Below are 21,034 nucleotides of genomic sequence, written 5' to 3' on the forward strand. Positions count from 1 at the left end.
GGAGAGTTCCGCCCGGACAGGCCAGAACACACCACCCACCACACCCCCAAACACGAAGAGCCAGATTTCCCCGACTCGCCAGCTCCACCGACCGAACTCGATGGTTATTTCTGCCGATCTCGTTGGTTATATCTGCCGGACTCGGTGTTGGGGGCCTCGAACCGGAAGAGCCGGTTTAGCAGCTGACTGCGGTCCGCGGCATCCCGCCGCCTTCGCCGCCAGAACCCGCTAGACCTTCATGACGCATGGGCGGGGCGGTGGTCGGCCCCGCCGTCGACCGATGCTTAACCCTTAGGCCTGCGCGATCCGCAGGGTGAGGATCTGGAAAGGGCGCAGCTCGAAAACGGCGGTCAGCGCGCCCGTCTGCTCTCCGCCGATGCCCTCGGCGGGAACGGTGCGCAGACGGGCATCCTCGCTCGCTCGCTCTAGCAGGTCGGTGGCCTCCACCGAGGCGGCGGCGAAGCCGGTGGTGAGTGTGCCGCGGGTACGAGCCCCAAGCGACTCATACAGGCGGACGACGACGTCACCGCTGCGGTCCTCGGCGAGTTTGACCGCCTCCACCACCACGCCGGCGCCCTCCACGGACACAAGCGGGGCGAGCTCCCGGGCGCCGGTGACCATACGTTCGGGCAGGTTGAAAGCGTATCCCTCCCGCACGGCGTCGTCGATCGTTGCCCCCGGGCGCAGCGCCACCCGCAGCCGGTGCCGCCCCTGGTCGGCCTCCGGGTCCGGGAACAGGGGGGCCCGCAGCAGGGACAGGCGCACCGTAGTCGTGGGGTGGCCGGAGGCGTCCACGTCCCGGGTGACGTCATGCCCGTAGGTGGAGTCGTTCAACACCGCCACCCCGTAACCCGGCTCGCCCACATGAATCCAGCGGTGGGCGCAGACCTCGTAGCGGGCGGCGTCCCAGGAAGTGTTCTGATGCGTCGGGCGGGACACGTGCCCGAACTGCATCTGCGCGGTGGAGGCGTCCGCCACCAGGTCCAACGGGAAGGCCAGCTTGAGCAGCTGCTGCCGCTCGTGCCAGTCAACGTCGAAGTCGAAGACCACCTGCTTGGCTCCCGGGCGCAGGCGGATGCGCTCCACCAGCGTGGAGGCCCGCCCGAGGGCGCGGGTGAGGCGCACGCAGGCGCCCTCCGCGTCCTGCATTACCTCCAGGCCCCGTACGTCAAGCACGTCCGTGCCCGTGTGCCGGTACTCGACGTCGATGTCCCAGGCGTCCCACTGTCGCGGAGTGTCGCGGTGCAGCTGCAACAGGCCCGCCCGGGTGCCGGACGGAAGCAGCTCCCGGTCGGCCTCCAGGTCGACCACCGAGGTCAGGGTCCCGGCGGCATCGACCACCAGGCGGAGCAGCCCGTTGCCGATGACCCATTCGGTCCCGGACCGCTCCACCGACACCTCGCCTACGGCGGGCACCGGTTCAGCGGCGCCCAGTGCGGGCACGCCGTCGCGCGGCGCCGGGCCGGCGTTGAGCAGCAGCGGTGTATCCCCGCTTCCCACAAGCGCGGCGACGGCGTCGCCGATCACCGCCTCTAGCGTGCGCGTGACCTCGGCGTACTCGGCCTCCGTGCGCTGGTACACCCAGCCGATGGAGGTGCCCGGGAGAATGTCGTGGAACTGGTTGCGCAGCACCGTGCGCCACGACTCCTGCAGGTCCTCGTAGGGGTAGGGCGCGCCCTCGTAGACCGCCGCCGTCGCCGCCCACAGCTCGGCCTCTCGTAGCAGGTGTTCGCTGCGGCGGTTGCCTTGCTTGGTGCGCAGCTGGGAGGTGTAGGTGCCGCGGTGGAACTCCAGGTACATCTCCCCGTTCCACACCGGTAGCCGAGTGCCGCCTCCACCCCCGGCGGCCAGGGACTCGGCCTGGGTGCGTTCGAAGAAGGTGTTCGGACTGCCCAGCTCCACCGTAGGCACCCCTTCCAGGCTGCGGAAGCGGTGCGCGGCTGCCAGCATCTCCCGGGTGGGGCCCCCACCGCCGTCGCCGTAGCCGAAAGGCACGATCGAGCTGGTGCTAATGCCTTTCTCCGCGAAGTTCGCCTCGGCGTGGCGCAGTTCGGCCACGGTCAGCCGGGCGTTATAGGCGTCCACCGGGGGGAAGTGCGTCAGCACGCGGGAGCCGTCGATGCCCTCCCAGTAGAAGGTGTGATGCGGCATGTGATCGGTGTCGTTCCAGGACAGCTTCTGGGACAGGAACCAGGTTGACCCTGCGGCCCGGGCGATCTGAGGCAGTGAGCCGGTGTAGCCGAAGGAGTCCGGCAGCCACACGTCACGCGTTTCCACCCCGAACTCCTCCAGGAAGAAACGTTTCCCTTCAATGAACTGGCGGGCGAGCGCCTCCGACCCGGGCATATTCGTGTCCGACTCCAACCACATGCCGCCCACGGGCACGAAGCGTCCCTCGGCCACCCGCTGCCGGATGCGCTCATACAGCTCCGGTTGGGCCTGCTTGACCCACAGGTACTGTTGGGCGGAGGAACAGGCGAATACGAAGTCCGGGTCCTGGTCCATAAGCGCCAACGCATTGGAGAAGGTGCGCACGCATTTGCGCACCGTCTCGCGCACCGGCCACAGCCAGGCGGAGTCGATATGCGCGTGCCCGACGGCGAGCACATGGTGCGCGCTCGCATAGGCCGGGCTGGCAAGCACTCCGGCCAGTTCGGCGCGGGCGGCAGCCGCGGTGCCGGCCACGTCGGCGGGGTCGATCAGGTCGGCGGCGCGCTCCAGCGCCGTATCGATGCGGGCGCGGCGGGTGGAGTCATCCGGGAGGGCAGCGGCCAGCTCCAGCAGGACGGTCAGGTCCTGGGTCAGTTCCCACACGACGTCGTCGCGCAGGCACACATCCACGGCGCCCAGCCGGTAGAGGGGGTTGCTGCCCGCGGTCTCCTTGTAGCCGTAAGGCGTGGGGGAGAAGTCGAAGTCGCCGGCGACGTCGGGATTGGAGGCGGCCTCGACGTAGACGTCGATCGCATCCGGCCCGCTGTCCCAGGGGACCGTGTGGTTGCGGGGGGAGAGTGCCTTGATCGCCGTGCCGTCGGGCTGCAGCAGCAGGCCCTCCGCCTGGAAGCCGGGCTGGGTGGGGGTGAAGCCCAGGTCGATGCTCAGCTCTACCTGGGTGCCCTCCGCCTGGCGCCATGCCGCGGGCACCCGTCCGGTTGCGTGGAACCAGGTGGTGCCCCACGGCGGTCCCCAGGGGGCGCCGACGGCGATGGGGGAGTAGGTCTCGGCGACGGCCTGGGTGAAGGGGACCGGTTCACCCGGTGCCTGCCAGGTCGACAGCTTCAGGGGCCTGCGGTCCCGATGGATCGCCGGGCGCACATGGTCGCGCAGCAGGCGCGCGGTGCGCTGCTCAGTCAGGAGGGGATTGGAATGCATGTGTTGGTCTTTCCTGGTGTTGTATGCGGCGCGGTGGTGGCCTGCTATGCGATGAGCTGTTGGCGCCGTATCAGCCCTTGACGGCGCCGACCATGGCGAAGCCCCCGCCCGCGCGGCGCTGCACAATGAGATAGAGCAGCAGCACGGGAGTGGAGTAGAAGATGGAGAAGGCGGCCAGCTTGCCGTAGGCGATGGAGCCGTGAGTGCCGAAGAAGTTGTAGATGGCCACCGCGGCGGGCTGGTGCTCGGGGGCGAACAGCAGCACGAAGGGAACGAAGAAGTTGCCCCAGGCACCGGTGAACACGAAGATGAACACCACGGCGATACCGGGTTTCATCAGTGGCACTACGATCCGCCATAGGGCGGTCATGGCGGAGGCGCCGTCCACCCAGGAGGCCTCCTCCAGAGAGAGCGGCACGGAGTCCATGAAGTTCTTCATCATCCAAATCGCCATGGGCAGGGATGTGGCCGCCATGAACGCGATGGTGCCGGCAACCGAGTCGAGTAGCTGGAAGCTGACGAACAGGGTGTAGACGGGCACCATCATGGCCGTGATCGGCAGGCAGGTGCCGAACAGGATTGTGTACATGAAGGCCTTGTTGAAGCGCATCTGGAAGCGCGACAGCGGGTAGGCGGCGAGCGTGGCCACCACCACGGTGAGTGTCGCCGTGCCCAGGGAGATCAGCACCGAGTTCCACAGGGGCCGCAGGGTCTCATCGACGTTGGCGATCTCGGTGAAGTTGGACAGCGTCCAGGTCTCGGGCACGGAGATGGACACGGTGGCCGCGGGATCGAAGGCGGACAGGATGATCCAGGCCAGCGGGATCAGGAAGCACACCCCGATCAGTGCCATGATCGCCGAGGCGGCGAGTTTCAACCCGCGCCCGCGCGGGGCGCTCAGTCTTAGCGGCGCGGTCTGCTGCGGCATGTCGGGCATGTGGGGCATATCAGTCCACCTCCGGCTTGAGCAGTTTCATGTAGACGACGGAGAAGACCGCCCCCACCAGCAGGGTGACGGTGGCGATCGCCGTGCCGTAGCCGACCTGGGAGAATTTGAAGGCCTCCTGGTAGGCGAGCACCGGCAGGGTGGAGGAGCTCGTGCCCGGGCCACCGCCGGTCATCACCCAGATGAGGGTGAACACCCCGAGCGTCTGCAGGGTGGTGAGCATGAGATTGGTGGCGATGGAACGTCGAATGATCGGCAGCGTGATCCGGAAGAAGCTCTGCGCGGCGGAGGCGCCGTCGATGGCGGCGGACTCTTTCACCTCCGGCGGCACCTGCGCGAGCGCCGCGTTGTACTGCATCATCGAGAAGGCGGTGCCGCGCCAGACATTGGCGAGTATTACCGAAAGCATGGGGAAGGTGAGCAGCCACTTGGGGCCGGTCAGGCCGATGAAGGCGAGCATCGAGTTGAGAGTGCCTTCGGAGGCGAAAAAGGCGTAGCAGGCGAAGGCCGCCACGATCTCCGGCAGCGCCCAGGCCACCACCACGATTCCGCCCACCAGGGAGGCCAGCGGGCGGGCGCAGTGGCGCATGAGGACGGCCAAGGCCATGCCCAGGACGTTCTGGCCGACTATCGCCGAGGCGAAGACGAACACCGCCGTCAGGAGGATCGATTTCAGGAAGGCCGGATCGGACAGGAGTGCGACGTAGTTGTCCAGGCCCACGAACTGTGGCGCGGCCGCCTTGTAACCGCTCATCGCCCGGTCGGTCAGTGAGCCGTACAGCGAGTAGAGAATCGGGCCGAGCAGGAACATGCCGAGCAGGACGACGGCGGGAATCAGTGGGGCGGTGCGCTGTAGAACTCGCCCTGGGCTATGCCGGCGGGACGACGACGCGCTCGTGCGTACCGCCGTCGTAACGGTTGCGGTTGGGACGGACATCAGGAGGCCGCCTCGGTGCCGTCCTCGCCGACGATTGCGATCAGGCCGGAGTCGTAGGTGGCGGCGGCCTGCTCCGGGGTGGCGTCACCGGTGACCACGGATTCGCAGGCGATTTGGATGTTCCCGGAGATCTGTGAGTAGTCGGGGGTGGTGGGGCGGAAGTGGGTGTACTGAACCAGGCCGGAGAAGAACTCGAAACTGGGGTTGTAGGAGAGGTATTCCTCGGACTCGGCCACGTCCGTGCGCACGGCTACCTGGGCGTTCTCGGTGTCGTATTTGAGGGTGTTCTCGTAGTTCAGAGCGATCGAGATGAACTGGAAGGCGGCGTCGGGGTTGGCGCATTTGGAGCCGACGGCGAGTGTCCAGCCGCCGGACATGGAGGTGAAGCCCTCGCCTTGGCCGTTCTGCGTGGGCATCATGGCCAGCCCCATCGTCTCCTCCCACTCGGGCCAAGGGTTGTCGCCGGAGATCCAGCCGCCGGGCATCCAGGAGCCGTCGATCGCGATGGCGAGCTTTCCTTCAGGAAGCAGCTCGGTGGAGACGCGGTTGCCGATGGTGGCGTCCAGGGCGACATCAAGGCCGGGGCCGAGTTCCTCGGCGTAGACCGTGTCCATGAAGGCCAGGGAGTCAACGAAGCCCTGTGAGCCGGTGACCCACTTCTGAGTATCGGCGTTGTACAGCAGCTCGGAGTCGGTGCCGGACAGGAGCATCTCGAAGCCCTGCATGGAGGTCATCTCCCCGCCGGCCTTGGCGACGAAAATATTCAGCGGGATGACGTCGGGGACCTTGTTCTTAATGGTGCGGGCGGCGTCGAGAATCTCATCCCAGGTGGTCGGCTGCCAGTCCTCGGGCAGCCCGGCCTGGGCGAAGATCTGCTTGTTGAAGTAGATGCCGCGGGTGTCGGTGCCCATGGAGACGCCGTAGAGTTTGCCGTCGTCGCCGAGTCCGGCCTCTTTGGCGGAGTCCACGAACTGGTCCCAGTCCTCCCAGGCCTCCACGTACTCATCGATGGGCATGAGGTAGCCGGCGGCGGCGTCGGAGCGGACCTGGAAGGAGTCCTCGTAGATGACGTCGGGGGCGGTGGAATCCGAGCCGTTCATCAGGGCGAGCTTGGTGAAGTACTGGTCTTGCTCGGCCTCGATGGGCACCAGCTCAATGGTGACTTCGGAGTTGGCGGCTTCGAACTCGCCCTTGGCTTTTGTCAGTAGGTCCTCGAGCTGGGTGAAGGCGGAGGTCTTCTGGTAGGCGACCTTGAGGGTGTTGCTGGAGCGCTCGCTTGAGGAGCCGGAGCAGGCGGCGAGCGCGGCGGCGGCCGAGGCGAGTGAGGCGCCGATCAGGAAGCTGCGGCGGCTCGGGACCGGGCGGGTTAGGGGTGCGGGTGAGTGGGGCATGGGTGGGCTCCTTTGCGCCGGGGCGTCCACTGTGACGCCGTCACTAAATACTCCATCAAATGGATAAAACGCTGTCAAGCCGTCCCTGAGGACGTTGTTTAGTCGTTATATTTGCGGTGTTCGCCGCCCTGCGGCCACCTGTGATGTCTCAGGACATCGGTGACACTTGGTGTGTCAGGACATCGGTGACACTTGGTGTGTCAGGACATCGGTGACACTTGGTGTGTCAGGACATCGGTGACACTTGGTGTGTCAGGACATCGGTGACAGTTCTGGGTCTTGTGGGGTGTGGTGGTCGGTGCTGGTTGGTGGGGTTGGGTGTGTGTGGGTGGAGACGTAGCGGGTGCCGGGTGCGGGCCAGGTGTGTTGAGCGAGGACCTCGCCGTCGGTGGTGGTGATGATGATCGTGTCGGGGTTGTAGTCGATGATGACCTGGCTGCCGGCGTAGGCCTTGGAGACCAGGAACGTGATCGAGGCCAGGTTGACGGTCCCGTTGGCGCCGACGCATACCTGCCGGGTCCCTGAGGGTGGGGTCTTGCGGCGCTCGGGTGGTCTGGCACCTCGTGTGGGCTGGCCCGAGGCGGTAACAGTGGGTGCGGGCGGACCGCCCACGGACACGGTCTCGTCGGGTGGGGCGGGTCTTGGCGGGATGGCGGTGGGGGTGGCGTCCCACGCCTGCTGGGGTGTCATCCTCCCGGGAAGGGCCTGGTTGCGGCGTTCGGTGTTGTAGATGTGGTCGAAGGCGTCGACCTGTGCCTGAAGCTCGGCGATGGTGAGGGCCAGGGGCTGAGCGTCGAGGTAGCGGAACAGGGTCTGGTGGAAGCGCTCGTTCTTGCCCTGGGTAGTGGGCTTGTACGGCTTGCCGGTGATCGGTTCCACCCCCAGGGAGCGCACGTGGCCGACCAGCTTGCCTTTGCGGCCGCGTCGGGTGGGATTCAAGGCGACCCCGTTGTCGGTCAGCAGCCGCTGGGGCACTCCGTAGCGGGCGACGGCCTTGTCGAAGGTGGCGATGGCCGCCTGACTGGTCTCGGAGGCGGCGACCAGGGACGCAACCGCCAGGCGGGAGTGGTCGTCGATGAGCTGGAAGATGACGGCCTTGCGGCCGCCGGCCAGTACGTATTCGGTGGCGCCCCGTCTGCCAGCAGGCGTTCGGGGCGGGGTAGACGAAACGGCGCCATGCCGCCCGGGGCCTTTTGGCCGGCTCGGCGCGGGCCACGCCGGCGGCGCGGAAGATCCGGGCCAGGGACGCCGGCGAGGGCGCCTGAAGGCCCATGGCCTGCATCTTGTCGTGCACGCTGATCGGGCCGCAGTCCAGGCCAGAGCTCTCTAGCGCGGCACGCACGTCCAGGGCCTGGGTGCGCTGATCAGCACTGATGGCCGAAGGACTCCTACGTGGTCTCGTGGAGCGAGGCTCAAGGGCCGCGGCCTCGCCCTCGGCGCGAGCTCGGGCACGGATCGCATAAAAGGTCTTACGTGAGATGGACTGCTCGGCGCAGAAGGTGGTGACCGCCCCGCGCGGGGCGTCATCAGGCCACCGGACAATCTCCAGGCGCACACGCGGATCGACACGACGGTTCGCTGAACTCATGCCCCAATCCGACCCGAAGTGTCACCACCCAAACAGCCAGAACTGTCACCGATGTCCTGACACAGAACTGTCACCGATGTCCTGAGACATAACACGCCCTGCGGCCACCAGAAGTGTCCAAATTCGGGACAAACGGTTTTCTCACGCCCGATGCCGCCCGCCGAAGCCGCGTGATACCAACGATTCCGAGGACACCTGTTCACGTTGAGGGAGCGTTTGTCCCGAATCTGGACACTTTGGCTTTCAGGTGCCAGCCAACCGCCTTCGCGCGGCGAGCAGGCCCCGAATCTCTTCGCCCACCTGACCGGCTTCGACGTCCTGGCGGGTGAAGCGGGCGACCCGGTAGCCCTGCCTGACCAGTTCCCGGTCGCGGCGGCGGTCCAGGCCGAACTGAAACTCGTCCTCGTGGTAGGTGTAGCCGTCGAGCTCCAGTACAAGCCAGCCCGCGACCAGCAGGTCAACTTCCCCCACCCTGGGAATGTCCATGCCATCCACGAAGGGGATTCCGGCGTCGTGCAGTTGCAGACGGGCGAGTGTCTCCAGCGGTGAGCGCGCTCGTGGACTGGTCAGGGCCAGGCGGTGTTTGGCCTGGCGTGAGCCCGGGCCGCGTAGTAGTGCCGCTATGGTCTCTACACTGGTGTGGCCTTGATGCAGGGCTGCATCGCAGGCCATGAGTGGTGCTTCACGGTTGGGGGCGCAGCGTAGGTAGTGGGCCAGCATTGAGGGGATTGGTGCCACCGGGTACTCAGTCGGTGACGGTGGGAGCAGGGAACGGTCGACGTGCAGCACCTCGTCCTTGACTATGGGCACGCCTCCACCGTGCGGTACTGCCAGGTGCACTACCTGCCATCGGCGCGGGTGCGGGTAGCCGTAGTACATGGCGGCATGCTGGCAGGTGATGACCCCGCCGTGGATGCGGGCGAGAATCAGGGCCTGGTCGGTGCCCGGGATGCTTACAACGCCATGCGGATGCTCATTGAGCTCTCCGGCCCTGATGAGCTTATGGGCATGGCGTCGACCGGTGCGGTCCAGGTCGAGATCCCGCAGCCGCACAGCGCCGTAGCAGCCGCGTACCAGCTCCAGAAGGTCTTGATCGATCCTCCGTCCCATACGACGAAGTTGCTGGATCCACACCGATGTCGCAAACGAGGCTGGCGAGTCCTGTGAATGAGGGTGTCGCGAAGAACGCCTGTGGATAATGGTGGAACTGTCCAGATTCGGGACAAACGCGTCCTAGGTCATCGCGCACCCGTAGCAAAACGTTGGAATCATGCGACCGCCGAAACGGTACCGAGCGATTTCCACGACGTTTGTCCCGAATATGGACAGTCCGCCCTCGGCGACGGGCTGAAACCTTCTCGTTTCGGAGGGCTTCACTCGCTGATAAGCAGCGTTGATGGCGTCGGCGAGAAGACGCGGTCGAGCACCAGGCAGGCGGCCCCCACGGTTCCGGCGCGCTCGCCGAGCGAGGAGGTGTGCACGGTCAGCGGTCGCGGTTGCCCGTGCAGCGTGTGATCGGCGATCGCGTGTTGCAAATCGGGTTCGCACAGCGGCCGCATGGCGGCCCAGCGCGGGCCGGTAATGACGATCGCGGATATGTCCAGCAGTTCGGCCACGGCCAGTACGGCAGCGCCGAGCACACGCCCCGCCGAGGCGAACACTTCGGTCGCCGTTGCCTCCCCCCGACCGGCGCGGTCCAGCAGGTCGGTGAACCCCTCCTCGATCTCATGGGGATCCCAGGAGTCGACCGCGCCCGGAAGCATCATGCCGAGTTCGCGCGCATGCGCCACCAATTCGCGCTCACCCAGCGAAGTGCCCAGGATGCGGCCGCGGGGCGAGTCGGAGAGCGGATCGCCGGGCAGGTGCATGGTTTCGCCTGCGTTGCCGGTTGTCCCTCGTACCACCTGCCCGGCGATCACGGGGGAGATCGCGGCGCCGGCGCCGAGGTAGAACACCAGAAAGTCGGCCGGATCCGGCGACTCGCCGGTCCACAGGTGTGCCTTGGCCACCGCCGTGACGTCCTTGTCCAGCACGACGTCCAGCCCTGTCTGCCGGGCCAGCAGGTCGCGTAGCGGTACCGTGCCCCAGCCCGGCAATAGGGGCGGACTGACGGTGCCGGCGTCATCGTCGATGGGGCCGGGTGCGGCCACGCCGATGCCCAGCAGCCTGCCGCGCGGAACCGAGGCCTCCTGCACCATGCGGTCGACCTCGCGCTGCAGGTGCGCGATTGCCGCCGTGGAGTCCTGGGGTGAGGGCAGCGGACCGTAGTTCTCGGCGACGATCTCGCCGGTCAGGTCCACTACCGCGATGCCCAGGGCGGACGGGTCGATGTGAATGCCGACGGCGTAGCCGCCCGCGGGGTTAAGAGTGAGGGCGACGCCGGGGCGGCCCCTGCCGCCGGGGGTGACGATGCCGGTCTCCCGGATCAGGTGCTGGTCGAGCAGTTCGCGGGTCACATTGGATACCGTCTGCGGTGCCAGGCCGGTGATCCGTCCGAGTTGTGCCCGGGTGAGTCCGTCGCCGGAGTGGCGGATCGCCTCCAGTACGACGGCCCTGTTGAATCCCCCTACCCGGGGCAGGTTGCTGCCGCGTCCCATGGCGCCTCCTCCTGCTGTGCTCGCGCCCGACCACGAGGGGTGGCGCGAAGTGCAGCGTACCGGGGAAACTCTGCGGTTGCGGTCAAACAAAGGAAGAAAGGAAGGCATCACAGAGCAACGCTACATGATTGTTGCTCGCCGTGATGCGACAAGATAACCCGGTCGAAACTCCTGAGACGTAGAGGGGAGATGGTGGACATTGAGAATGAAATCGCCTACACCGACTCCTTGAGTTGTGCGCCCGGATGCCTACTCCGGTCCGTCCGCCTGGTCGCCCGCTCCGAGTCCTACGTCAATTGAAGCCCCTCTCGTTCCTGGACCGCCGAGATTATTTGGCACGCGAGCTCAAGTGCCTGTATTGCGTCCACGCCCCATATTGTTTGAGAATAATTGTTGTTCAAACCCCGGGTCTCGATGTGGCAGCACCAGTCGGCGGAGTCGCCATTGGGGTTCGGGAATGGTGCTGAGAGGATGAGCTCAATGGGCGTCCCAGTGCTGTCGGTGCAGTGTCGTCGATAAGTGTTCATCGGCTTGCGGAGGCTAGACAAGCGGCGTACTTAGCAGTGATGGCACTCCAGCAGATCGCTCTTGCGCGGGCGCCCCGCATGCGACGACAAGTGTTGCCGTCGCGATTGTACTGTCGATCACATGAGTTTCTGGTGTGTGCGGGTGAGATTAGCTCGCGCGTTGCGGATTGCTGTGCGTCAACCGGCTTAAGATTGAGTGTTGCCATCTCTAGGTCGTAGGCGGCGTGCTGGAGGTCGACGCCAAATGCTGCTGCCACAGGCGCGACACCGGTCGATGCACATTCAGCTCCATCACCAGAAATCTTGAAAGCACCATCCTCCGTTACGATAGCGTCTCCCGCTTCGTATGCCTCGATGGACAACCCGGTGTTAATTACGACGTTCTCCTGAGCTGCGACCACAGCCTCCGCGGCCCGCTGATCCTCTTGAGCTGTGGCAACACCCGAACTTGCGACCGCCACTATGAGCGCACCAGACGCAGTCAACAGGGCCTTGGCAAAGTTCCGACGCATGGCAACCTCCTATCTTGAGACGCGGCACTCCCCGATTGAGATGCCGACTGCAACTCTAGAATCCCGGTTACTTGGCGGGATGACATCGTCCGAGTGTCTAGGCCGATCGGATGATGCGACTTGTGTCGTTGTTAATGGCGACGTGTCAGAATCTCTTCTCTCGCCGCTGCCGGGAAGGAAGGTAGGTGGTGGGTCGTAGGTGAGTGCACGCGGGTCTTCCGCCAACACGCGTCTCGACCTGAAGGCCCAGGACGGAGCACCGCGCGCCGCTCTCGCGCGCGATTCCTAGACGTACCTGTTTCCATCGTCCACACCGTCTCGGGCTGGATCGAGGGCAGGGGTTCGGCAATGTTGGTGTGTGGTTAGGGGGTTGTTAGGAGTTTGATGGCTTTGGTGGGTTTGCGTGTCATGGCGCGGTTGGCTGAGGCGATGCCGGTGGTGGTCGGGTCGTCGTAGACGGTGCGGATCAGGCTGATGGCCAGGTTCCTCAGGGTGGCCATGACCTGCGGGCCGGAGCCGGTGCGCAGCTGGTGGCGGTCCTCGTCGTAGATTACGTCGCGCACCCAGTGGAGTCGGTTCTCAATGCTCCAGTGGCCTTGGATCCAGGCGGCGACTTGCTCGGGCTGGGCGTCCTGCATCGGAACAGAGCAGACCAGGTAGACGACCTCGGTGGTGCGCCTGGTAGTGCGCTTGCTGTTCTTGCCGCCGGGCTGGCGCTTGGTGGTGGTGCGGGTGCGGCGCACCTGGAGGACCTGGGCGGCACCGGGGAAGCCGACCCAGTGGGGGGCCTGGACTGCTTTGATGGTGCGCCGCACCCGCCGCCCGTGAGAGGCGTCAACCCCCGACACGGCGGGGACGTCCTTCCAGGGCAGGGCCTTGAGCTTGGCTTGAACTGCACCGGGTTTGATGGAGGCAGTGAATACACGGAAGGATCACTGCCGGGAGTGCACAAAGGAAGTACCCCGAGGAGGGCTGCGGGAGCGGGCTACCAGGATGGGGTGTGGAGGCCCGTAGGGACCCCGAGCGGTCTAAGGGGGCGATCAGAAGGATCGCCGAGGAGCTGGGCGTCCACCCCGAGGCGCTGCGTACCTGGGTGATAGAGGGGCCGAGGTCGACGCGGGCGCCCGGCCAGGAACCACCACATCCGATGCTGAGCGGATCAGGCAGCTGGAGGCCGACAAGCCGCGAACTGAGGCGGGCGAACGCGATCTTGAGGAGCGCGTCGGCTTTTTTCGCGGCGGAGCCAGGCCGCCCGTCCCGCTGATCTGTAAGTACATCGACTCCCACAAGGAGGGGTTCGGGGTCGAGCCGATCTGCCAGGTGCTGACCAGCGCCGATGTCAAGATCGCCCCGAGCACCTACTTGCGCAGCCAAGACCCGTCCCCCATCAGCAAGGGCTGTGCGCGACCAGGCCCTGAAGGCTGAGATCGGGCGGGTTCATGAGAAGAACTACTGTGCGGGTGGGGGCCCGCAAGATGCATGCGATGCTGAACCGGCCTGAGTCCTGTGAGCGGCATGGGCTGGGGCATGCGGCACGCTGCACCGCGGGTGCGTCTGATGCGGGCCATGGGGTTGCACGGCATCCGCCGCGCCAAATCACCGCGTACCACGCGCAGCGCTCCCAAGGGAGCAGTGCCCGGCGGATCTGGTCAAAAGACACTTCAGCGCGTTCAGGCCCAACGAGTTGTGGGCGTGTGGACATAACCTACGTACGCACCCTGTCCGGCTGGGTGTATGTGGCCTTTGTCACTGACGTGTACTCGCGTCGGATCGTCGGCTGGCAGACCTCCACGAGCTTGTACACCGACCTGGCCCAGGGGCGCCCCCCTTTGAGGATGGGTATCTGGCAGCGCCAGCGCGAGGGCGCGGATCTGAAGGGCCTGATTCACCACTCCGACCGCGGGGTCCAGTACCGGGCCATCCGCTACGGGCAGGCCCTATCCGACTGTGATGCTGTGGCCTCGGTGGGCTCCAAGGGAGACTCATACGACAACGCTCTGGCCGAGGCCCTCAACTCACTCTATAAGGCCGAGCTCATCCGTAACCGGCACTACCTCGACGACCACGGGCCCTGGCAGGGCATCGACGATGTCGAGTTCGCTACCGCCGAGTGGGTGCACTGGTTCAACAACACCCGGCCTCACTCCGCCATCGACATGCACGCTCCGATCGAGCACGAGCAGGCCTACACCCCACCAGACGACACCGACACCATCGCCGAGCCCGAGCCCGAGGCAGAGGCCATGGACGTCGGCGAGCAGACCACCATCAACCAACCCCAGCCGGCAACCACCGGCGCCAGATAAAACACCCTCCACAAAACCCGGGGCTTGACACACTCTATAAGGCCGAGCTCATCCGTAACCGGCACTACCTCGACGACCACGGGCCCTGGCAGGGCATCGACGATGCCCGTGTTCGCTACCGCCGAGTGGGTGCACTGGTTCAACACCGTCCGCCCCCACTCCGCCATAGGCATGCACACTCCGATCCAGCACGAGCAGGCCTACACCCCACCACCACCAGACACCACCGACACCACCGACACCATCGCCGAGCCCGAAACCGAGTCAGAGGCTGAGGCCATGGACGTCGGCGAGCAGACCACCATCAACCAACCCCAGCCGGCAACCGCCGGCGCCAGATAAGCCCTGATCCACCGTTGTGGGGGTGGTCGGGTTGGTTAATGTGTTGTTTGTCTGTTTGATGGTGTTTGGGCGTGTTTAGTCTGTCGGCTCGTACCGACCTTTTCCGCTTAGGTCCTTCCTTGGGTCGCGCGCCCGCCGGGGAGGGTGGGGGCTGGGTGGATCAGGCCGCGCGGCTGTCGGGAGGGTCGTTGGCGGCGTGGTGCAGGCGCAGCCATGCACGGGCCCAGGGCCAGCGTGCCGGCAGATGGACGATCGTGCGCCTGGCGTGGTGGGCCAGGCGTGCAGGTACTGAGATGATGCGGGTCAGGAGGGTGCGCATGCGGGCCAGCGGCATGCTCGCGGCGATGGCGGCCGCCCGGGAGGTGTTGAAGGTGATCACCGCCAGCTGCAGCCAGGCGGCGTTGGCGCTGAACACTCCTGAGGGCAGGTGGGCCAGCGGCCCGTTCTTGAGCTCGGCGATGACCTGCTCGATGATGGCGTGGCGCCGGTGGATGCGGTCGGCTACCACGGCCGGTAAGTCGGTGTTGGTGATGAAGGCGTGGTAGCGCCACACTGGGAACAGTTCGCCCTGGGCGCCGGCCTGCCCGCTCGTGGCGGTCTGCTGGCGCTGGTCCTTGACGCGGCGCACCACCAGCCGGCAGGGGATCTGCTCGGCTTCCGGGTGGGAGGTGAAAGCGGTGAACTGGGTCTGGGCGACCTCGGCGTCACTGACCCAGGTACCGGCGGCCTGGTCGAACACTGCCTGCGGGTAGCGGATCGGGGCCCACGCATCCTCGGCGATGGTCGTGATGGCCTTCTTAACGGTGGGCCACTGGGGGACGGTCACCGAGAACAGGCCGCCCATCCCAATCACGGCGCTGATCAGCTCGTGGGTGGCGAACGCGGAGTCGGCCCGCACCAGGGTACGCGTCCCGTCCGGGGCCAGGCCGCCGATAGCGGGCATGGACCGGGTCAGGTACCAGGCCGCGCCCTGACCCGAGCGGATGCTCCCGCGGCGCAGGCCGGCGCCGACCACCACCGGCGCGCTGGCCGTCGTGGAGGCGGTCACGATGATCGCGTTCAGCCCCTTGACCGAGCCTGTCAATGTGTTTGTGTAAGTGTTTGGGTCACAGGTGGGGGTTGATTCGTTCCGGGTAGGCCAGGGCCAGTTGTTGGAGGGCTTGTTTCCAGTTGGTGGTTACCGCTCCTTCCACGAGCCGGCCCTTGGCCTTGCGTTTGCTGGCGGGTAGGTTCTTCTCCTTGTCCCGTTCTCGGGCGCGCTTGTCCTCGATGTTGCAGATCGCCAGCCACAGCAGCTTCACCGCGGCGGCGTCGGAGGGGAACTGTCCCCGGTTCTTCGACACCTTGCGCAGCTGGTAGCTGGGCGACTCGATGGAGTTGGTTGAGGGGGTACCTCCCACGAAGTGGGGGAGAGATGACCCGGCGCAGCATCGGCGGGAACGCCAGGAACGTCCGTGTTCCGCACCCCAGGCGTCGGTGAAGGTCTTGACCGCCGCCGGATAACGCTGGCCGAGTTCGCTGGCCTCGAAGGCCGCCAGGGCCACCCCGGGGCGGCCTCCTCGTTGGCGGCCTGGTATATCGGCCGCAACGCGGCGCACACGGCCTTGCGGTCCTTGTAGGACACGAACCGTGTGGCGGCCCGGATCAGGTGCACCACGCAGGTCTGGACGGTGGCCTGCGGCCAGGTCGCCTCGATCGCCTCGGGAAACCCGGTCAGCCCGCCCGGCACACGATCAGCACGCCCCTAGGACGCCGCGGTTGGCCAGCTCGGCGCACACCCCGGCCCAGAACTTCGCCCCCTCATGGGCCTGCACCCAGATCCCCAGCACATGCTTGATTCCGTCCATGTCCACGCCAACGGCGATGTGTGCGGCCCGGTTGGAGACATGGGCTCCGTCGCGGATCTTGACCACGATCGCGCCCCTGGCAGAATCACCGGGTAGAGGGCCTCCAGCGGCCGGCGGGGCCAGGCCAGGACCTCCTCGCCGATCTGGTCGGTGATCTTGCTGATCGTCTCGTGGCTCAGCTCGGTGCCGATGGTCGAGGCCAGATGATGCTGAATGTCCCGCACCGTCATTCCGCCGGCGTACAGGCTGATGATCATCCCGTCCAGGCCGTCCAGGCGGCGTTGCACCGTTGGGTACCAGCATCGGGGTGAAGGTGCCGGCCCTGTCCCGCGGCACGTCCAGGTCAACATCCCCGATCTCGGTGCTGATCGTCTTACGGCTGGTGCCGTTTCGGGAGTTGGGATGCGCTGAGGCGTCCGCAGCGCCCTTCTCGTAGCCCAAATGGCCGGTCACCTGACTCCTGACGGTGGGTGGCAGTAGATGGGCTTTTTCGTTGGTGTGGCGTGGTTGGGTTGGTGGTTGTGGGGCACTAATCCGGTTGGCGGTAGGGTGCGGGGGTGTGAGCCGGTATGTTCGTAAGGTGCGTACCGCTTCTGGTGCTACGGCGGTGCAGATCGTGGCTAAGGAGCGCGGGGTGCGACGGATTGTGGAGCACCTGGGCTCAGCGCACAGGTGAGGCGGAGCTGGCGGCCCTGATTCAGGCCGGCAGGGAGAAGATCCGGGGCGGCCAGGGTGTGCTGGACCTGGCCGGCCTGACACCTCAAGCTGCCCGCCAGGCCGCGCCGGCGGTGGTGGAAGCTAAGCGTTCGGCTCTGCTGTGGGACGTGCTGGCCGGCGCGTATGAGGCCCCTGGGGCTGGGTGAGGCCACTGGCGGGGATGAGGCTTTCAGGCAGATGGTGCTGGCCCGACTCGTGGAGCCCACCAGTAAGGAGCAGGTCCCCGCCGTGCTGGGCGAGCTCGGAATTGACGCCGTAACCCCACGCTCCCTGTTCCGGTCCCTGGCACGCTGCATTACCGGTGACTACCGCTCCCGCATTCAGGCGGCCTGCCTGCGGCACGTCACCGGCCGCGGCGACCTCAGTCTGTGTTTGTATGACGTGACGACCCTGTACTTCGAGGTGGAGAAGGAGGACGACCTACGGCGGGTGGGGTATTCCAAGGAGCGCAGGGTCGACCCGCAGGTGATCGTGGGGCTGCTGGTGGACCGGACGGGCTTCCCGTTACGTGTTGGCTGCTGGGAGGGCAGCAAGGCCGAGACCAGCACGCTGATCCCCATGGTCGAGGGGTTCGGGGAGGCGTCGGGGATTGAGCACCTGGTCGTGGTCGCCGATGCCGGCATGCTCTCCGCGGCCAACCTTGAAGCACTCGATCAGGCCGGCTTGGGGTTCATCGTGGGCTCGCGCATGACCAAGGCGCCGGCGGACCTGGCCGCCCACTTCGCCTGGCACGGGGATGCCTTGGCCGATGGGCAGGTGATCGACACGATCACCCCACGCCGCGGCGCGCGCTGGACCGAGAGGAACGAGAAGCTGCGTGATGAGCCCGTCTGGAGCCCAGCGGAGTTTCCGGGCTCGTGGCGGGCTGTATGGGCGTATTCCGCCAGGCGGTTCGCCCGGCACCAGCAAGACGCTGACCGCGCAGGAAAACCGGGCTCGGGCGGTCGTTGCTGGGGACCGGCGTCCCAAGGCCACCAGATTCGTCACCGTCAGTAAGGGTGACCAGGTCCTGGACGAGAAGGCTCTGGCCCGAGCACGCCGCTTGGCGGGGCTCAAGGGCTACGTGAGCAACATCCCCGCCACCGTGATGCCCGCCAGTGAGGTGATCGCCTCGTACCACGAGTTGTGGCACGTGGAGCAGTCCCTTGCGCATGAGCAAGCATGACCTGCGGGCCAGGCCCGTCTTCCACCGCACCCACGACGCCATCCAGGCCCACCTGACCGTGGTGATGGCATCCCTGGCGGTAGCCCGCCACCTACAAGCCGCCACCGGCATCAGCATCAAACGGCTCGTACGCGAGCTGGGGCCGCTCCAGGAAGTCACCATCACCATCAACGGCCACCACGTCATCGCCCAACCCCAGCTCACCGAGACCGCGCAGCAAATCCTCAACAGCCTGAACACCGCAGGGCACTAAACCGTCAGGACTCAGGTCTTACGGCTGGTGCCGTTTCGGGAGTTGGGATGCGCTGAGGCGTCCGCAGCGCCCTTCTCGTAGCCCAAATGGCCGGTCAGCTCGGCCACCCAGGACCCCGCTCCAGGGCCGCCTTTAGCACGCCGGTGGGCAGGCCATCCTCTCCGGTCAACGGAGTGCCGGCATCGATCTGCGCGAAGATCTCATCCAACGCGCCCGAGGCCTTCAACTCCTCAGCGATCTCACGCTGCCGCTCACCAGCCGCAGCCCGCTCCTCAGCAGCAGCCACATTCACACTCACAGTTTCGTCTCCTTACAGGTCAGACCACACCCTTACACAAACAATCTGACGTTTATGTTGGTTGTGCTTGTCGTGGGGCGTGACCCTCAAACTGACTGGCTGGAACGCGAGGTTGTTTTGGGACTTGGGGGATGGCTAGCATTTCCCGTGATCTGATAGTTAGGATGGGTGACTATGACGAAGGCGAAGTGCTCCGAAGAGCTGCTGCGCGCAAGTGGCCCGTGAGGTGGTGGAAGGGGACCGGTCGATCGCGTCGGTCGTGGCCTGTTATGGTCTGGTGGCCCAGAGGGTGGGCAACTGGGTCGCTAAATACCGCAAGCAGCACGCCGACGCCCAGGAGCAGAAAAACGAGTCCGAGGCGCAGGAACTGGCCCGGCTGAAGGCCGAGCTGCACAAGGCGCGGATGGAGCAGTGAGTTCCCACAAGAAAGCGGCGGCCTTGCTTGCGAAGGAACACGAGTGACTCGCATCTAGGAGTTCATTCACAGCGAAGAGGGCAACTTCCCGATCGGCAGGGGTGTGCCAGTGGGCCAAGGTTTCCAAGTCCGGCTACCACACGACTGGCGCGCCAGGCCCGAGTCCGCCACAGCCATCAGGCGCCGGGAGCTGGCCGGGCACATCAAGAAGATCTTCGATGAGTCCGACGGCATCTACGGGTACAGGCGGGTGGCCGCCACATAGGGGCTGGCAGGGCATCCCCGCCGATGCGGACACGGTCAGGTCGATCATGCGTGAGCTGGGCCTGAAAGCGGCTAGGCCGCGCCGAAAGGTGCGCACCACCGTGCCGGCCCAGGACCTGGATGAGCGCCCCGACCTGGTCCAGCGAGACTCCCGCCGCGGATGCTCCGGGCGTGAAGTGGGTTGGGGATATTACCTATATTCCTACTTGGGTGGGGTTCGTGTACCTGGCCACCGTGCTGGATTGTTGTACGAAAAAGGTCGTGGGGTGGGCTCTGGCGGATCATATGCGCACCGACCTGGTGCGTGAGGCGATTGACATGGCGGTGCGCAACTGCAAGCCTACCCGTGGGGTGACGGCGTCCCCGTTCCGACTGGGGGTCGCAGTACACTTCCCAAGCCTTCGCCGACCATTTGAAGAAGTATGGTATTCGGCCGTCGGTGGGGCGTACGGGGGTGTGCTGGGACAAGTGTGTGGGCGGAGTCGATGGGCGCGACACTGAAGAATGAGCGCGTGCATCGTATGGTCTACCCCACCCGGGACAAGGCGATACGGGATGTGGCGTCATGGATTGAATTGACGTATAATCAGACACGTCTGCACTCGGGGATCGGTTACCGCACACCCAACCAGTTCGAACGCGAACTACAACAGGCCGCCACCCCGAAAGCAGCCTGACAAACACACAACAACCAAGAGTCCAAAAAACACCCAGCATTCCACTGCCCTCAGCTTCACCCGGCTGCTGCGACAACCGGGCCCCGGAGTCCTCTCACCTCCGTCCGGAAACAAAGCGCCTCATGGCGCACCTCAATGCCCCAATGCCCGCGGGTCCAGGCGGCCACGGTCTCGGGCGGGGCCTGCTCGGGCTGGGCGTCCTCGGGCGGTATGGAGCAGATGAGGTAGACGACCTCGGTGGTGGTCTTGGACTTCTTGCTGCCGTCGGGCTGGTGCTTGGTGGTGGTGCGGGTGCGACGCACCTGAAGTACTTGGGCGGCGCCGGGGAAGTCGACCCACTTGGGTGCTTGTACGGCTTTGATGGTGCGCCGCACCCTGCGCCCGTGGGAGGTGTCCACACTCGATGCTGCGGGGACGCCGGTCCAGGGCAGGGCCTTGAGCCTGGCTCGCAGGCCGGGCTGGTTGTTCTTGACCGTCAGCACATAGTCGGCGCCGTGGGAGGTGATCCACTGCGCCGTGTCGGTCTGGGTGAGCGCTGGGCGTCAGCAGTCACTACAGTGCCTTGAAGGTCATAGGGCGCCAGCAACTGTTTCAGGGCCGGGATCTCACTGGTCTTGTCGGCCACGCGCTGCTGGGCGAGTACCGCCCCGGCCTCCTGGTCCAGCGCCGCCAGCAGGTGCGGCACCCCACCACCATCACCGCCGCCACTGTCGCCATTATCGGCGTCTGCGCCGCTGTTGTTGTTCTTGGGTTTGGCGCCGCGCATGGTCTTGCCCGCTCGACCGCGATCACCCTGCGCCCTTCGATGGTGCCGGTGCGGGTGAGCATCCACGACGCCACCCTGGCGTCGAAGTCGTCCGGGTCGAGGTCTTGCAGGGTGCGG

At 66.0% G+C, this 21,034-nt stretch carries 16 protein-coding genes, 5 pseudogenes and 1 other annotated feature; of the genes and pseudogenes, 7 read left to right on the forward strand and 14 right to left on the reverse strand.

Translation table 11 applies throughout. The annotated features are described in order from the left end of the window. Positions 1-291: 291 nt before the first annotated feature. The 9 genes and pseudogenes from CWT10_RS01095 to CWT10_RS01130 all read right to left on the reverse strand — a co-directional run bounded on the left by CWT10_RS01095 (position 292) and on the right by CWT10_RS01130 (position 12,715). Positions 292-3,369 (reverse strand): alpha-mannosidase, encoded by a 3,078-nt coding sequence (locus CWT10_RS01095; RefSeq protein WP_103063004.1) that lies wholly within the window; start codon positions 3,367-3,369, stop codon positions 292-294. Positions 3,370-3,439: 70 nt separating this feature from the next. Continuing rightward, the gene (locus CWT10_RS01100; protein ID WP_233188136.1) at positions 3,440-4,315 is read right to left on the reverse strand and encodes a carbohydrate ABC transporter permease; all 876 of its coding nucleotides are present in this window, start codon (positions 4,313-4,315) and stop codon (positions 3,440-3,442) included. Position 4,316: 1 nt separating this feature from the next. Next, positions 4,317-5,252, reverse strand: a complete 936-nt coding sequence (locus CWT10_RS01105) for a carbohydrate ABC transporter permease (protein WP_103063005.1) — start codon at positions 5,250-5,252, stop codon at positions 4,317-4,319. Beyond that, positions 5,252-6,643 (reverse strand): extracellular solute-binding protein, encoded by a 1,392-nt coding sequence (locus CWT10_RS01110; RefSeq protein ID WP_103063006.1) that lies wholly within the window; start codon positions 6,641-6,643, stop codon positions 5,252-5,254. The genes CWT10_RS01105 and CWT10_RS01110 overlap by 1 nt, the downstream gene beginning before the upstream one ends. A gap of 252 nt (positions 6,644-6,895) precedes the next feature. Then, positions 6,896-8,231, reverse strand: a pseudogene (locus CWT10_RS01115) (DDE-type integrase/transposase/recombinase). Positions 8,232-8,474: 243 nt separating this feature from the next. Next, positions 8,475-9,341 (reverse strand): endonuclease domain-containing protein, encoded by an 867-nt coding sequence (locus CWT10_RS01120; RefSeq protein ID WP_233188384.1) that lies wholly within the window; start codon positions 9,339-9,341, stop codon positions 8,475-8,477. A gap of 263 nt (positions 9,342-9,604) precedes the next feature. Next, a complete protein-coding gene (locus CWT10_RS01125) occupies positions 9,605-10,828 on the reverse strand; it encodes an ROK family transcriptional regulator (protein WP_158247708.1) in 1,224 nt (407 codons plus the stop codon). A gap of 287 nt (positions 10,829-11,115) precedes the next feature. Then, positions 11,116-11,355 carry a DUF6968 family protein gene (locus CWT10_RS17820; protein WP_416171728.1) on the reverse strand — a complete coding sequence of 80 codons (240 nt, stop codon included), beginning with the start codon at positions 11,353-11,355 and terminating at the stop codon, positions 11,116-11,118. 874 nt (positions 11,356-12,229) lie between these two features. Then, positions 12,230-12,715, reverse strand: coding sequence for an ISAs1 family transposase (locus CWT10_RS01130; protein WP_233188383.1), 486 nt, complete (start codon positions 12,713-12,715; stop codon positions 12,230-12,232). An 83-nt stretch (positions 12,716-12,798) separates the two neighbouring features. On the opposite strand from CWT10_RS01130, the pseudogene CWT10_RS17825 reads away from it, so the two are divergent. Both CWT10_RS17825 and CWT10_RS01140 read left to right on the forward strand, forming a co-directional pair. Then, positions 12,799-14,056, forward strand: a pseudogene (locus CWT10_RS17825) (IS3 family transposase); the annotation flags it as partial. Continuing rightward, positions 13,092-13,220 (forward strand) — a sequence feature (AL1L pseudoknot). (Overlaps the previous pseudogene by 129 nt.) A 219-nt stretch (positions 14,057-14,275) precedes the next feature. Further along, entirely contained in the window at positions 14,276-14,515 is a 240-nt protein-coding gene (locus CWT10_RS01140; protein WP_103064273.1) for an integrase core domain-containing protein, read from the forward strand. A 160-nt stretch (positions 14,516-14,675) separates the two neighbouring features. Here the strand turns inward: CWT10_RS01140 and CWT10_RS01145 are convergent, their stop codons facing one another. Together CWT10_RS01145 and CWT10_RS01150 are read right to left on the reverse strand one after the other, a co-directional pair. After that, positions 14,676-15,599 (reverse strand): transposase, encoded by a 924-nt coding sequence (locus CWT10_RS01145; RefSeq protein WP_103064272.1) that lies wholly within the window; start codon positions 15,597-15,599, stop codon positions 14,676-14,678. A gap of 22 nt (positions 15,600-15,621) precedes the next feature. Then, positions 15,622-16,827: pseudogene (locus CWT10_RS01150) on the reverse strand (IS256 family transposase); the annotation flags it as partial. A gap of 94 nt (positions 16,828-16,921) precedes the next feature. On the opposite strand from CWT10_RS01150, the pseudogene CWT10_RS17830 reads away from it, so the two are divergent. Continuing rightward, positions 16,922-18,497 (forward strand): annotated as a pseudogene (locus CWT10_RS17830) (IS1634 family transposase). 14 nt (positions 18,498-18,511) lie between these two features. Here CWT10_RS17830 and CWT10_RS01160 read toward each other — a convergent pair. Continuing rightward, a pseudogene (locus CWT10_RS01160) lies at positions 18,512-18,789 on the reverse strand (IS256 family transposase); the annotation flags it as partial. A 220-nt stretch (positions 18,790-19,009) separates the two neighbouring features. On the opposite strand from CWT10_RS01160, the gene CWT10_RS01165 reads away from it, so the two are divergent. From CWT10_RS01165 to CWT10_RS17610, 4 genes are all read left to right on the forward strand, one after another. Further along, the gene (locus CWT10_RS01165; protein WP_103062450.1) at positions 19,010-19,210 is read left to right on the forward strand and encodes a transposase; all 201 of its coding nucleotides are present in this window, start codon (positions 19,010-19,012) and stop codon (positions 19,208-19,210) included. A gap of 109 nt (positions 19,211-19,319) precedes the next feature. Then, entirely contained in the window at positions 19,320-19,475 is a 156-nt protein-coding gene (locus CWT10_RS01170; protein WP_128683204.1) for a transposase, read from the forward strand. 119 nt (positions 19,476-19,594) lie between these two features. Then, positions 19,595-19,975: a DDE-type integrase/transposase/recombinase gene (locus CWT10_RS17835; RefSeq protein WP_103062449.1), complete on the forward strand. Its 381-nt coding sequence runs from the start codon at positions 19,595-19,597 to the stop codon at positions 19,973-19,975. Continuing rightward, entirely contained in the window at positions 19,897-20,151 is a 255-nt protein-coding gene (locus tag CWT10_RS17610) for an integrase core domain-containing protein (RefSeq protein ID WP_168190745.1), read from the forward strand. The genes CWT10_RS17835 and CWT10_RS17610 overlap by 79 nt, the downstream gene beginning before the upstream one ends. A 56-nt stretch (positions 20,152-20,207) precedes the next feature. Here the strand turns inward: CWT10_RS17610 and CWT10_RS01185 are convergent, their stop codons facing one another. Then, complete coding sequence (locus tag CWT10_RS01185) at positions 20,208-20,633, reverse strand: hypothetical protein (protein WP_103062447.1); 426 nt, start codon at positions 20,631-20,633, stop codon at positions 20,208-20,210. Next, positions 20,627-20,983 carry a hypothetical protein gene (locus CWT10_RS17215; protein WP_233188059.1) on the reverse strand — a complete coding sequence of 119 codons (357 nt, stop codon included), beginning with the start codon at positions 20,981-20,983 and terminating at the stop codon, positions 20,627-20,629. The genes CWT10_RS01185 and CWT10_RS17215 overlap by 7 nt, the downstream gene beginning before the upstream one ends. Between the last annotated feature and the right edge of the window lie 51 nt (positions 20,984-21,034).

The organism is Actinomyces qiguomingii (genome assembly GCF_004102025.1).
GTDB classification, from domain to species: Bacteria; Actinomycetota; Actinomycetes; order Actinomycetales; family Actinomycetaceae; genus Actinomyces; species Actinomyces qiguomingii.